General features: G+C 68.5%; 12 protein-coding genes. All 12 read left to right on the top strand.

Translation table 11 applies throughout. The features are described from left to right. Nucleotides 1-9 precede the first annotated feature (9 nt). The 12 genes from WDC87_RS03035 to WDC87_RS02980 all read left to right on the top strand — a co-directional run bounded on the left by WDC87_RS03035 (nt 10) and on the right by WDC87_RS02980 (nt 12,458). A complete protein-coding gene (locus tag WDC87_RS03035) occupies nt 10-540 on the top strand; it encodes a sigma-70 family RNA polymerase sigma factor (RefSeq protein WP_061479455.1) in 531 nt (176 codons plus the stop codon). A gap of 69 nt (nt 541-609) precedes the next feature. After that, a complete protein-coding gene (locus WDC87_RS03030; RefSeq protein ID WP_252744498.1) occupies nt 610-1,590 on the top strand; it encodes a DUF4880 domain-containing protein in 981 nt (326 codons plus the stop codon). 58 nt (nt 1,591-1,648) lie between these two features. Beyond that, nucleotides 1,649-2,200, top strand: coding sequence for a hypothetical protein (locus WDC87_RS03025; protein ID WP_072168844.1), 552 nt, complete (start codon nt 1,649-1,651; stop codon nt 2,198-2,200). A 120-nt stretch (nt 2,201-2,320) separates the two neighbouring features. Next, entirely contained in the window at nt 2,321-2,902 is a 582-nt protein-coding gene (locus WDC87_RS03020) for a hypothetical protein (RefSeq protein ID WP_111008417.1), read from the top strand. 57 nt (nt 2,903-2,959) lie between these two features. Next, nucleotides 2,960-3,397 (top strand): type II secretion system major pseudopilin GspG, encoded by a 438-nt coding sequence (gene gspG / locus WDC87_RS03015; RefSeq protein ID WP_005416799.1) that lies wholly within the window; start codon nt 2,960-2,962, stop codon nt 3,395-3,397. A gap of 9 nt (nt 3,398-3,406) precedes the next feature. After that, nucleotides 3,407-4,312: a type II secretion system minor pseudopilin GspK gene (gene gspK / locus WDC87_RS03010; RefSeq protein ID WP_252744497.1), complete on the top strand. Its 906-nt coding sequence runs from the start codon at nt 3,407-3,409 to the stop codon at nt 4,310-4,312. Beyond that, nucleotides 4,309-5,472: a type II secretion system protein GspL gene (gspL, locus tag WDC87_RS03005; protein ID WP_252744496.1), complete on the top strand. Its 1,164-nt coding sequence runs from the start codon at nt 4,309-4,311 to the stop codon at nt 5,470-5,472. Before gspK ends, gspL begins: the two co-directional genes overlap by 4 nt. Next, on the top strand, nt 5,469-5,996 hold the full coding sequence (gene gspM, locus WDC87_RS03000; protein ID WP_072168841.1) for a type II secretion system protein GspM: 528 nt from the start codon (nt 5,469-5,471) through the stop codon (nt 5,994-5,996). Before gspL ends, gspM begins: the two co-directional genes overlap by 4 nt. Next, complete coding sequence (gene gspD, locus WDC87_RS02995) at nt 5,993-8,374, top strand: type II secretion system secretin GspD (RefSeq protein WP_252744495.1); 2,382 nt, start codon at nt 5,993-5,995, stop codon at nt 8,372-8,374. The genes gspM and gspD overlap by 4 nt, the downstream gene beginning before the upstream one ends. Continuing rightward, nucleotides 8,371-9,804: a type II secretion system ATPase GspE gene (gspE, locus tag WDC87_RS02990; RefSeq protein ID WP_072168839.1), complete on the top strand. Its 1,434-nt coding sequence runs from the start codon at nt 8,371-8,373 to the stop codon at nt 9,802-9,804. Before gspD ends, gspE begins: the two co-directional genes overlap by 4 nt. Nucleotides 9,805-9,811: 7 nt before the next feature. After that, nucleotides 9,812-11,011: a type II secretion system inner membrane protein GspF gene (gspF, locus tag WDC87_RS02985; protein ID WP_252744494.1), complete on the top strand. Its 1,200-nt coding sequence runs from the start codon at nt 9,812-9,814 to the stop codon at nt 11,009-11,011. 271 nt (nt 11,012-11,282) lie between these two features. Then, the gene (locus WDC87_RS02980; RefSeq protein WP_072168837.1) at nt 11,283-12,458 is read left to right on the top strand and encodes a substrate-binding domain-containing protein; all 1,176 of its coding nucleotides are present in this window, start codon (nt 11,283-11,285) and stop codon (nt 12,456-12,458) included. Nucleotides 12,459-12,631 lie beyond the last annotated feature (173 nt).

Raw genomic sequence — 12,631 nt, 5'->3', positions numbered from 1 at the left:
GATTCGGACATGAACAACGGTACGGCTGGGGCGGTTGATCTGATGGACCACCTTCTGGGTGCCTACGACGAGCTGAAACGCCGGTTGGTGCGCAAGCTCGGATCGGAAGAGCTGGCCGGCGACGCGCTGCAGGACACGTGGATGCGCCTGAGTGCGCGACGTGACCGCCTGGACGCGGTGCAGAACCCTGCGGCCTACCTGCTGCGGATGGCGATGAACACCGTGATCGACCGCCAACGGGCAGACCACCGCCTGCTGAGCCTGGAGGAGGTGGATACGCTGATGGACATGGCCGACCCGGGGCCGGGGCCGGCACAGGCGGCCGAGCTCGACTTCGCGCTGGAAGACATGGTCGGCCTGCTGCAGCGCATGCCCGAGCGTCGTCGTCGCATCCTGCTGGCGATCCGCGTCGATGGCCTGCAGCAGCGTGACGTGGCCGACCACCTCGGTGTGTCGCTGCGGTTGGTGCAGCGGGAGCTGAAGGCAGCCCAGGACTACCTGGCCGAACGCAGTGGGCAGGGGCGCCAGGTGCGGTTCTGAGCGACGGCATCCGTCTACACTTTGACGCCGAGCAGAACCCCGCAGCGTGCGGGTCCGGCATGAGCTCCCATGGATCCTGACGACCGCCCGCAACGCCCGCTGGATGCCGTTGAGCGTCAGGCCCACGCGTGGGTGGTGCGGCTGACCTCGGGCGAGGCGACCGCTGCCGATGGGCGCCGGTTCCGTGCATGGTGCGAGTCCGACCCGCGTCATCGTGAAGCGTTTGGCCGTGCGCGCCGGCAGTGGGAGCAGGTGCAGCTGGCCGGCGAGCGACTGCCCGCCGCCGCGCGCCAACCGGTCGCGCCGACGCCGGCCCAGCGCTGGAGCCGGCGCGCCTTCCTGAGCGCTGCGGTGGCGGCGCCGGCCAGTCTGGTGGTGGTGGCGGCGCTCCGCCCGCCGCTGGGATTGTGGCCGTCGGTGACGGCGATGGCGGCCGATTTCCACACCGGCACCGGTGAACGACTACAGATCGCGCCCTCGCCGCAGCTCAAGATCGAACTGGATACGCAGAGCAGCCTGCGCCGCCGCGCGCACGCGCAGGGCGAAGGCTTCGAGCTGGTGCAGGGCCAGGCCGCGATCGAAACCGGTGCTGGCCTGCGCCTGGCACTGTTCGCGGGCCCGGGTTGCGTGATTGCCGATGAAGGTGCGGTGCGCCTGGACGTGCGCAACACCCACGGGCAGGTACGGGTGACCTGCCTGCAGGGTAGCGCCCGTATCGAGCACCCGCAGGGCCGCCTGCAGCTGCAGGCCGGCCAGCAGACCCGGTTCGACGAGCGCCTCAGTGGCGTCGTGGCCGAGGCCGTAGCTTCGGAAGTGAGTGCCTGGACCGAAGGCATGCTTGTGTTCCGCCGCGCACCGCTGGGCGAGGTGGTGGACGAGATCAACCGTTACCGGCGGGGCAAGGTACTGCTGGGTGAATCGGCATTGGCGCGCGCGCCGGTCAGTGGCCGCTTCCGCATCGATGATCCGGACGCGGCGCTGGAGCAGCTGCGACTGACGATGTCGCTGGATCTGCGTCGCTTTCCGGGTGGCATCGCCGTCCTTGGATAGATGAAGGCGCTGGCCGTGCGCGCCGCGCAGGGCTGTTGCAAGCGAGGAGAAGCCAAGGATGCGCAACGAGACCATCGGTGTGCTCGATCTGCGTCGCAATCTGTCTGCATTGCTGGAAACCACCCAGCGAAGGCCCCTGATGGTGCATCGTTATGGTTCGCCCTGGGTGTGCGTGGTGTCTGACGCGCAGTGGCAGCAGCAGGCGGTGCTGCTGGACTTCAATCCGCAGTCACACCCCTTGGCGATGCTGCTGCGGTTGCAGCAGCAGGAGATGCCCTTGGTCGAATCCGGGGCGCTGCCGCCTGCGGCGCTCGCACGCGCACTGCTGTTGGCGGACATGCATGGCATCGACGATCTCACGCAGCTGCATGAGCAGGTGCTGCATCATCGGCTCTGGCACTGGTTCGTGGCGGGCGCCCATGGGGTGATGGACGGGTGGCAGCTGCCCGCGCTGCGCGTCGCGCTGGCGTCATGGTGCGATGACGTGGACATGACCGATGCACTGGTCGCATTCGCTGCCCGCAGCGACGTGGCGGTACTGGCCCGCCGTTGTGGGGGTGACGCACCGCGGCTGCAGCGCGAAGCCTGCAGGCGGATGACGCTGCGATGACGTTGCCGATGAAGCGCCATCCCGTGCACAGAGTTGCATTCGCGGTGTCGCTTCACCTGCCTTGCTGACGTCTTCTCCAGAGTACGACGCACCACGCGTCGCGGAGCACGGGCGGCGCAGATGGAAGACAGTCGCAGGATCAGCATGCTGGAGCTGGATCGCCACCTGAGCCAGTCACTGGAGCAGGCACGGCACACGCCCCTGAACGTGCAGCGTTACGGGCGCTCGTGGGTCTGGGTGCTGTCCAGTGACGCCTGGGCGGACGCGGCGCGCTGGGCGGCACTGGACAGCAGTGCGCATCCACTGGCGGCACTTCGAAAGGCCCTCGACCTGCGGATGCGGCCCTGGCCCGACGCGGCCATGAGCGCGCTGCCGCTTGGCGCAGCCGATGCGCGACTGCTGCAACGTGCGGCCCTGCTGGTGAACGTACGTGACCTCAACAGTGCGCAGCGTGTGTACGACGACCTGCGCTACCACCAGGCCTACCGCATGTTCATCGGGCTCGACCACGGCACCGCGTGGTCGCCGACGCAGTGCGTGCGCCTGCTGCAGGCGTGCGTGCATCCGTTGCTGCGCAAGTGCATCGACCAAACACTGGCCAGCGTGCCGCCGCACCTGCTCGAGGCGGCACGCGTGCCGGCTGCACGTGCGCCCGCACAGGCAACCGCGCAGCGAATCGCAGGCGGATGTTTATCGTACTGACACATGCACCGCTGACCATGGTGCAGCGGTCTCTTCCAGGATGACGAGGGCGGAACAATGGCAAGGCAGGCAGGTGGTCGCAGGGCTCGGCAGCAGGGCTTCAGCCTGATCGAGATCATGGTGGTGGTGGTGATCATCGGCATCCTTGCCGCGCTGATCGTGCCGCGGTTGATGGACCGTCCGGACCAGGCGCGCGTGGTGGCGGCGCGCCAGGACATCGCGGCGCTGATGCAGGCGCTGAAGTTGTTCAAGCTGGACAATGGGCGCTATCCCAGTGCCGAACAGGGCCTGCAGGCGCTGGTGAAGCCGCCGCAGGGCAGCGGTGCGTTGCCGGTGACGCCGTACCTGGATCGCCTGCCGAATGACCCGTGGGGCCATCCGTACCAGTACCAGGTTCCAGGCACTCATGGCGACATCGATGTGTTCTCGCTGGGTGCGGACAGCAAGCCCGGTGGCGACGCCGGGAACGCAGACATCGGCTCCTGGCAGCTGTGAGGCGTGCTGATGGCAGCCCCGACGCGTTCGGTCTCGTGCACGCGCCAGCGTGGCATGGCGGTGATCGTCGCCCTGCTGGTGGTGGCATTGGTGGCCGTGATTGCCACCGCGCTGCTGACCCGGCAGTCGGCGCAGCTGCGTGCGCTGCGCGGCGACCAGTTGCGCGCGCAGGTGCGCATGGCGGTGGACGCCACGCTGGAGCGTGCGGCGCAGCAGCTGCGTGAGGATGTAAAGGAACAGCTGACCACGGTGCGCAGCGGGCGCTGGGCGCGCCCGTTGCAACTGCAGGCGCCGTTGCCGGTGCAGCTGCAACTGGTCGATGCGCAGTCGATGTTCAACCTGCGCAACCTGCTGGCACAGGGCAGGCCGGACCCCGGGGCGCGGCGCGCGTTCATCGCGTTGTGTGCTGCACAGGGGCTTGGCCAGGGTGCCTGCGCATCCGCGGCGGACCACATCCAGGCGCGCCTGCGCGACGGTGACATCCAGGCACAGGCCCCACTGCCGCGCGAATCACTGATCGCGCAGGCACTGGCCGGTGCCGATCCGGTGGCGTTGCAGGCGCTGGCGCGACGCACCGTGGTGCTGCCGGCGCAGACCCTGGTCAACGCCAATACCAGCGACCTGAGCGTTCTGCAGGCGGTAACGCCTGCGGTGGAACCGGCAAGGCTGCAGGCGCTGCTCGCTGAGCGCGACGCCGGCCACTGGCTGCTCAACCGCGGTGACATCGCCAACCGACTCCAACTGAGCAACGAACAGATGGCCGTGCTTCCACTGGGTATCCATAGCGAGTGGTTCCTGGCCGTGGGCCGGGTGCAGGCTGACGGCAGCGCGGTTGATTTTCGCGCGCTGCTCTGGCGCGAGTACCGCGACGACGGGGTACGTGTACAACGGGTGTGGACGAGGATCGGCGCATGACGGTGCAGCTTCGGGTGCGCCTGCCGCCGTTGGCGCACCTGCGCGCCGACAGCGCGGTGGACTGGGCGCGGCTTCACAAGGACGAGGTAGTGGCACACGGCCGCGACACGCTGGCCGCGCTGGGCCTGCGGCATCCGCGGGCGGCGGTGCATGCCTGCCTTGACCCGAACGACCTGATCCTGCTGGAACTGCAGCTGCCGGCGCTGTCCGGGCGCCGCCTGCAGGCGGCGTTGCAGGGCGAGGTGGAGGCCATGCTGCTGGATGACCTGCAGGAGGTGGCGCTGGCCCACGGTGCGCAGGCGGCAGACGGTACGGTTCCGGTGGCCTGGCTCGGCCAGCAGGCCATCGCGCAGGCGCAGCAGCTGCTGGCCTCGTGTGCGCTGCAGCTGCAGGCGTTGTATCCGACGCCACTGCTGCTGCCTTGGCAGGACGGCCACGCCACGCTGCAGGTCAGCGGCGAGCATCTGCTGGTGCGCAGCGGGCGCGATCGGGGACTTGTCCAATGGTATGGCGGACGTGACGCGTCTGCGGTGATGCAGGCGTTGGCCACCCGCCTGCAACAGGCCGGCGTGCAGGCCGTGCAGTGGATCGGCAGCGTGCCGCCGACGTGGCCGGACAGCCTGCCGGGCACCGCCGTCGCGCATGAACGGCAGGCCTGTGGCCCGTTGCCGGGGTGGTCATTGCCGCTGCCCGGCGCAGGCCGTCAAGCGCCGCGACTGGCGATCGGCCTGGCACTGGCGGCGGTGCTGCTGGCTGCACTTGGCCTGCAGTGGCAGGTCTCGCGTTGGCGGGTCGAGGGTGAGGCGCTGCAGCAGGACATGGCACGGCAGTTCAGCGCACGCTTTCCGGAGATCACCGACGTGGTGGACCCGGTGTTGCAGGCAAGGCGAGCGCTGGCGGTTCCGCCGCCAGCGCCGCCGTTGCCGGCGCTGCAGCGCCAGGTCGCCAGCACGCTGCATGCGGTTCCGGAGCTGGCGGGGCAGGTGCACAGCCTGCACTACCAACCCGGGCAGGTGTACCTGGAGCTGGACGCCGATGCCCAGGCATTGGCTGACGATCCACAGCGGCTTGAGCACTGGCAGCAAGCGATGCAGGCGCAGGGGCTGCAGCTGGCGCGCGACGCCGGTGGACGCCTGCGGGTGAGCGGAGCGGGACAGTGACGACCCGAACCCTGCGGCTGGGCGAGGGGCTGGCGGGCCTGCAGCAGCGCTGGCAACGCCTGCCACCGCGCGACCGGCTGATGCTGTGGGTGATGGTTGTGGCGCTGCTGGTGGCGGGCCTGTGGTCGTCCTGGCTGGAGCCCCTGCTGAAGCAGCGCACGCACTGGCAGGCCGAACTGCCACGGCTGCAGGCGCAGCATCGCGCACTGGCACCGCTGCTACGCGCCCGTGAGCGCCAGCAGCTGGCGCAGGGCCAGCATCCGACCCTGGCCGGGCTGCGTGACCAGATCAAGTCCGCCGGTCTGGCTGGCGGCCTGCATATCGAAGCGCGCGACGGGTGCTGGCACCTGCAGGTACGGGCCGTTCCCGCCGATGCGCTATGGAACTGGCTGCTGCCGCTGCTGGCCGATCCGGCCATCGAGTTGCAGCAGTTGCAATTGACACGCACAGGGGATGCGAACATGCCGGCGGCAAGGATTTCCGGAAACATCGTGATGGTGGCTCCTGCGGGTGCCCATCCATGAGGGCGATGCGCAGCCTTGCCTGCAGTGCCGCATTGGCACTGATCGTGGGCATGGCCCACGTGCCGGCGCCGGTGGCGGCGCAGGACACCCGCGATGAGCCGGTGCAGCTGAACCTGGTGGATACCGATATCGGTGGCGTGCTGCGCATGGCGGCGCGCTTCACCGGGCGCCAGTTCCTGGTCGACCCACGCGTGACCGGCAAGATGACGGTGGTTTCCGATGGCCCGGTCAGCCGTACCCAGGCCTACCAGCTGCTGCTGGGCGCACTGCGCATGAGAGGCTTCGCCGTGGTCGAGAACGGCGGCGTCAGCCGGGTGGTGCCGCAGGCCGATGCCAAGCTGCTCGGTGGCCGGGTGGGCAGCGGTGGTGCAGGGGGCGAGATCGCCACGCGTACGTTTGCGCTGCGCTATGAGAGTGCGGCGGCGCTGGTGGCTGTGCTGCGGCCGATGATCAGCCCGGACAACCCGATCACCGCCAATCCAGGCAACAACACCCTGGTGATCACCGACTACGCCGACAACCTGGAGCGCATCGCGAGGGTGATCGCCAGCGTCGACACGCCCGCCGGCATGGACACCGATGTGGTGAAGCTGCAGCAGGGCATTGCGGTGGACGTGGCGGCCATGGTTGCGCCGCTGCTGGATGCGCAGGGCGCCGAGCCGGGCCAGAAGGTGGTGGTGATGGCCGATCCGCGCAGCAACAGCGTGCTGCTGCGTTCCAGCAGCCCAGGCCGCACCCGCCTGGCGCGGCAGCTGGTGGAGAAGTTGGACCGTGCCCAGGACGAGTCCGGCAACCTGCATGTGGTCTACCTGCGCAACGCCCAGGCCAACCAGCTGGCCGGTGTGCTGCGTGGCGTGGTGGCCGGACAGAGCGATGCACCGGCCATGGGCAGCAACGAAGGCATCACCCCGCTGCCGGGTGACGCCAACCGTTCCACGCCCATCCAGCCGTCGCAGCCGCAGCAGGCCAAGCCCGGAGGCAATGCGCTGGAATCGCAGCGGCTGGACCCGAGCCGGCGCGACCCGATCGATGCAGGAAGCACCGGCTTCAGCCATAACGGCATTTCGGTACAGGCGGACGTGGCCACCAACACCCTGCTGATTTCGGCGCCGGAGCCGGTGTACCGCAACCTTCGGCGGGTGATCGACCAGCTCGACCAGCGCCGTGCGCAGGTGCTGGTGGAAAGCCTGATCGTGGAGGTCAACCAGACCGACGCGGCCGAGCTGGGCGTGCAGTGGATGCTGGGCAATGGCCGTACGTTTGGCGGCACCCATTTCGGGGGCGCTACCGGCGGTAGCGGGCTCAATACCGGTGCGCGTACCACGCTGGACGTGCTGCCCGAGGATGGCCTGAAGATCGGCGTGATCGACGGCACCATCAACCTGCCCGGTGTCGGCCAGATCCTCAACATGAAGGCGCTGGCCACTGCGCTGCAGAGCAAGGGCGGCGCCAACATCCTGTCGACGCCGAACCTGATGACGCTGGACAACGAGGCAGCCAGCATCATGGTCGGCCAGACCGTGCCGTTCGTCAGTGGCCGCTACGTGACCGACGGTGGCGGCGGCAGCAACAACCCCTTCCAGACCATCGTGCGCGAAGACGTGGGCCTGAAGCTGCGGGTGCGCCCACAGATTTCCGAGGGCGGTACGGTGAAGCTGGACATCTACCAGGAAGTCAGCAGCATCGACGCGCAGAGCGCGAACAGCACGGCCGGCATCATCACCAACAAGCGCGCACTCGATACCAGCGTGCTGCTGGACGATGGCCAGATCATGGTGCTCGGTGGCCTGCTGGAAGACAGCGTCAGCCATGGCCGTGATGCGGTGCCGGGGCTGGGGAAGATCCCGGTGCTGGGCGCCTTGTTCCGCAGCGACACGCGCAAGCGCGCCAAGACCAACCTGATGGTGTTCCTGCGCCCGCACGTGGTACGCGACCCGGCCGCCGGACAGCGCCTGACCCGCGACCGCTACGACTACATGCGCAATGCGCAGGCCGGCGCGCAGCCCGTACAGAGCTGGGCCTTGCCCGCGCTGTCGGCGCCGCAGCTGCCACCGCAGGACCTGTCGGTACTCGGCCAGGGCAATGCGCGCGATGGCCACGGCCAGCCGTTGCAGAACACCAGCCTGGCAGCGTTGTATCCGGCCGGTGACGGCGATGCGCAGCTGGTGCAGTTCGCACAGGGGCTGGAGCCGAGCCGTGCCAGCCAGGGCGTGGCGCAGGTGCGGGCGCTGGGCCTGCAGGCCTACGCGGAGGCGACGCCGGGCGAGGGTGGGCAACGCCTGCGCGTGCGGTTGCCGCGTGATCCGGCGAAGTTGGATCCGGCATTGCAGCAGCTGCGCGGGCTGGGCTACACGCCGGAACTGGTGATCGGGCCGTGAGCGCCGTTGTGCCGCTGCCATACGCGTGGGTGCGCAGCCACGGCGTGATGCTGTCCGAAGCCGGTGGCGAGCCGGTGCTGCTCGGCACGGCCGACACGGCGGCGTGGGCCGTGGCCGAGCTGCGCCGCCGGCATGGCCCGCTGCCTTTCCATGCCCTGGATGCGGCGACCTGGCAGCAGCGGTTGGGTGAGCAGTACCGTGACGGCGGTGATGCCGCGGCCGTGGTCGGTGCCGCCGAAAGTGAAGTCGATCTGGACCGGCTGATGCAGGACATGCCGGAGGTCACCGACCTGCTGGATGCGCAGGATGATGCGCCGGTGATCCGCATGATCAACGCGCTGCTGGCACAGGCTGCACGCGACGGTGCCAGCGATCTGCATATCGAGCCGTTCGAGACCCATTCGGTGGTGCGCTACCGGGTGGACGGCACGCTGCGCGACATGGTGCAGCCTCGGCGCGCACTGCACGCAGCGCTGGTGTCGCGCATCAAGATCATGGCCCACCTGGACATTGCCGAGAAGCGCCTGCCACAGGATGGGCGCATCGCGATCCGCGTGGGCGGGCGGCCGCTGGACATCCGTGTTTCCACGGTACCGACCGGGCATGGCGAGCGCGCCGTGCTGCGATTGCTCGAAAAGGATGCCGGCCGCCTGCAGCTGCAGCGCCTGGGCATGGCCGATGACACCCTGGCCACGTTCACCGGATTGATCCGGCAGCCGCACGGGATCGTGCTGGTGACCGGGCCGACCGGCAGCGGCAAGACCACGTCGCTGTACGCCGCGCTGGGCCAGCTTGACAGCAGCACCAGCAATATCCTCACCGTGGAAGATCCGGTGGAGTACGACTTTGCCGGCATTGGCCAGATCCAGGTCAACGCGCGCATCGGCATGAGCTTCGGCACCGCGCTGCGCGCGATCCTGCGCCAGGACCCGGACACCATCATGATCGGCGAGATACGTGACCTGGAGACCGCACAGATCGCGGTGCAGTCGTCGCTGACCGGGCACGGTGTGCTGGCTTCGCTGCACACCAACGATGCGATCTCGGCGGTGACCCGCCTGGCCGACATGGGCGTGGAACCGTTCCTGCTGGCCTCGTCGTTGCGTGGTGTGCTGGCGCAGCGACTGGTGCGGCGATTGTGTACGCAGTGCCGGCGTGCCGAGGTGGACGGCGAAGGCCGGACCGTATGGCGCGCAGTGGGCTGCACGGCCTGTGCCAACAGTGGCTATCGGGGACGCACCGGCATCCATGAACTGTTCGTGGTGGACGACCGGGTACGTGCACTGATCCATGAAGGGCAGGGTGAGCCTGCGCTACGCGAGGCGGCACGGCGGGCCGGCATGCGGACCCTTCGACAGGACGGCCAGCGCTGGGTCGACAGCGGGGTGACCACGCTGGAAGAGATCCTGCGCGTTACTGGCGACGACTGAGGCTTGCATGGCGCTGTTCGATTACCAGGCTGCCAATGCGCAGGGCCGCATCGAGAAGGGTCAACTGGATGCCGACAGCCCGCGCGGTGCGCGCCAGCTGCTGCGTGGGCGCGGGCTGACACCTGTGCAGGTGAGCGCGGCGCGCAGTGTCGGCAGTGGCTGGGGCGCTCGCCGCCTGTCGGCCAGCGAGTTGGCCTGGGCCACCCGCCAGCTGGCCAGCCTGCTGGCGGCCAGCCTGCCGTTGGAAGGCGCCTTGAGTGCGGTGATCGAGCAGGCCGAGCGCCCGCACGTGGCCCAGGCACTCACCGCTGTGCGCGCCGACGTGCGCGCCGGCCAGCGCCTGACCGTGGCGCTGGCCGCGCGGCCGCGCGATTTCCCGCCGATCTATCGGGCGCTGGTGGGTGCAGGTGAGGATTCCGGCGATCTGGCGCGGGTGATGGAGCGCCTGGCCGACTACATCGAGGAACGCAATGCGCTGCAGGCCAAGGTACTGACCGCCTTCATCTACCCGGCGGCGATCAGCCTGGTATCGGTGGCGATCGTGATCTTCCTGCTCAGCTACGTGGTGCCGCAGGTGGTGACCGCGTTCGTGCAGGCGCGGCAGACGCTGCCGATGCTGACCCAGGTGATGCTGGCCGCCAGCGCGTTCGTGCGCAGCCGGGGCATGTGGGTGGGGCTCGGCATCGCTGCGCTGGTGGTGGCCTGGCGGTTGGCCCTGCGCAAGGCCGGGTTGCGCCTGCGCTGGGACGCGATGCTGCTGCGGCTGCCGATGGTCGGGCGTTTCGTGCTGGGTGTGAACAGCGCGCGCTTCGCCTCGACACTGGCGATCCTGCTGGATGCGGGTGTGCCGCTGCTGCGTGCGCTTGAAGCTGCCCGGCAGACCCTGGGCAATGCGTTGCTGGCGCGCTGTGCCGGTGACGTGTCCGCGCGTGTGCGCGAAGGTGCCGCGCTTGGTTCTGCGCTGAAGGTGCAGAAGGTGTATCCGCCAATCCTGGTGCACCTGGTGGCCAGCGGCGAGAAGACCGGTTCGCTGGCGCCACTGCTGGACCGCGCCGCACAGACCATCTCGCGCGAGATCGAGCGTCGCGCGATGGCGCTGACTGCGTTGCTGGAGCCGACCATGATCCTGGTGATGGGCGGCGTGGTGCTGACCATCGTGCTGGCGGTGCTGATGCCGATCATGGAAATGAACCAGCTGGTGCAGTAGATCCACGCCATGCGTGGATGCACCGGACAGGACGCGCGTCGCTCGATCCATCCACGCACAGCGTGGATCTACGGGTGCCTGGATTTCTCCACACAATCCTCCACACCTTTTTCCGATCTTCCACAGGTTTCTTAAGCGGCCTGTCATCGGCGCGGACCAGCATGGACCCGTCGCCGCAGAGTGGGCTGGGAGGCCCTCGGCGGCAGCAGGCGTGTAGTGACCGTTCCTCCCTTGGCGTTTCCCTTCGCAGTAAACCCTTCAGGAGAAGATCATGACCAAGTACAAGACCCTGGCCGCGCTGGTTGCCACCGCGCTGCTCGCTACCGTGGGCGCCGCCTCGGCGCAGACCGTTACCGGCGGCGGTGCCTCGCTGCCGGCCGACCTCTACAAGGGTTCGGCCGACAGCATCCTGCCGGCGAACTTCACCTACGCCGTGACCGGTTCGGGCACCGGCAAGAAGGCCTTCCTGGAAAACAACTCGGCGCTGTTCTCGACCACCGGCACCGTGCATTTCGCCGGCAGCGATTCGGTGCTGAGCAGCACTGAGCTGAGCAACTACACCACCAACTTCAACCAGGCGACCAACGCCAACCGCTACGGCGCGCTGATCCAGGTGCCGTCCGTGGCCACCTCGGTCACCATTCCGTTCAACAAGGCCGGTTCGGCGGTGGACCTGAGCGTGGCGCAGATCTGCGGCGTGTTCTCGGGCGCGATCAGCGACTGGTCGACCATCGATGCCAACCGCAGTGGCCCGATCCAGGTGGTGTACCGTCCGGAAAGCAGCGGTACCAGCGAAATGTTCAGCCGCTTCCTGACCGCGGCCTGTGCCGCCGAGAACGCTGAAACCTCGAAGCTGGTGGGCGGCAAGTTCGCCATCAAGTCGACCTTCGCCGACCTGTACAAGCGCGATGCCAACGGCAACCTGCCGGCGTTCCTGGTGGCCGCCCCGGCCACCGGTGGCACCTCGCTGTACAACACGGTCTACGCAGCTGAAGGCCGTATCGGCTACGTCGGCCCGGACGTGATCCCGAGCCTGACCGATGCGACCAAGGTCGCCAAGGTCAAGGGTTTCTCGCCGGACCAGGTGAGCGTGCAGGCCACCCTGGACACCGTTGCTCCGCCGACCGGCACCGATGCTGAGAACCCCGCCAACTGGGTGCCGGTGTTCGGCAACCCGTCGGCTGGCTATCCGATCGCCGGCTACACCAACCTGGTGATCGGCCAGTGCTACAAGGATTCGAGCGTCGCCACCAGCCTGCGCGGCTTCCTGGCCCGCCACTATCCGGCGACCTACACCGTTGCGTATGAGAAGTCGATCACCGACCACGGCTTCATCCCGCTGACCAAGGCGTGGCGCGATGCGATCCGCAACCGCTTCGTGCTGGCCAGCAGCACGGCCGGCCTGAACAACCCCAGCACCTGTGCCGGCATCGGTCGTCCGCTGTAATCCGCAGTACCGGTTGAATCCTGCTTGACGCGACGCCGGCCTCTGGGCCGGCGTCGCCATTTCCGTGATGGTGCCGCCGCCGCAGTGTTTCGCTGTCGGCTTCGTGTCACGTGAACCGTCTATCAGTGGCAGGGCATGCGTTGCGCGTGCCTCCCCGATCGTCGCCGCAGCCG

Origin of the sequence: Stenotrophomonas maltophilia group sp. Smal12 (assembly GCF_037079935.1) — a bacterium.
GTDB classification, from domain to species: domain Bacteria; phylum Pseudomonadota; class Gammaproteobacteria; order Xanthomonadales; family Xanthomonadaceae; genus Stenotrophomonas; species Stenotrophomonas sepilia.
Note: the sequence above shows the minus strand (reverse complement) of the source record. Positions and strands in the feature narration are given on the sequence as shown.

Coding starts and splice junctions, on each gene's coding strand:
- WDC87_RS02980 (WP_072168837.1), top strand. CDS start 11,283: ATGACCAAGTACAAGACCCTGGCCGCGCTGGTTGCCACCGCGCTGCTC.
- WDC87_RS03030 (WP_252744498.1), top strand. CDS start 610: ATGGATCCTGACGACCGCCCGCAACGCCCGCTGGATGCCGTTGAGCGT.
- gspF (WP_252744494.1), top strand. CDS start 9,812: ATGGCGCTGTTCGATTACCAGGCTGCCAATGCGCAGGGCCGCATCGAG.
- gspK (WP_252744497.1), top strand. CDS start 3,407: ATGGCAGCCCCGACGCGTTCGGTCTCGTGCACGCGCCAGCGTGGCATG.
- gspD (WP_252744495.1), top strand. CDS start 5,993: ATGAGGGCGATGCGCAGCCTTGCCTGCAGTGCCGCATTGGCACTGATC.
- gspG (WP_005416799.1), top strand. CDS start 2,960: ATGGCAAGGCAGGCAGGTGGTCGCAGGGCTCGGCAGCAGGGCTTCAGC.
- WDC87_RS03035 (WP_061479455.1), top strand. CDS start 10: ATGAACAACGGTACGGCTGGGGCGGTTGATCTGATGGACCACCTTCTG.
- gspL (WP_252744496.1), top strand. CDS start 4,309: ATGACGGTGCAGCTTCGGGTGCGCCTGCCGCCGTTGGCGCACCTGCGC.
- WDC87_RS03025 (WP_072168844.1), top strand. CDS start 1,649: ATGCGCAACGAGACCATCGGTGTGCTCGATCTGCGTCGCAATCTGTCT.
- WDC87_RS03020 (WP_111008417.1), top strand. CDS start 2,321: ATGGAAGACAGTCGCAGGATCAGCATGCTGGAGCTGGATCGCCACCTG.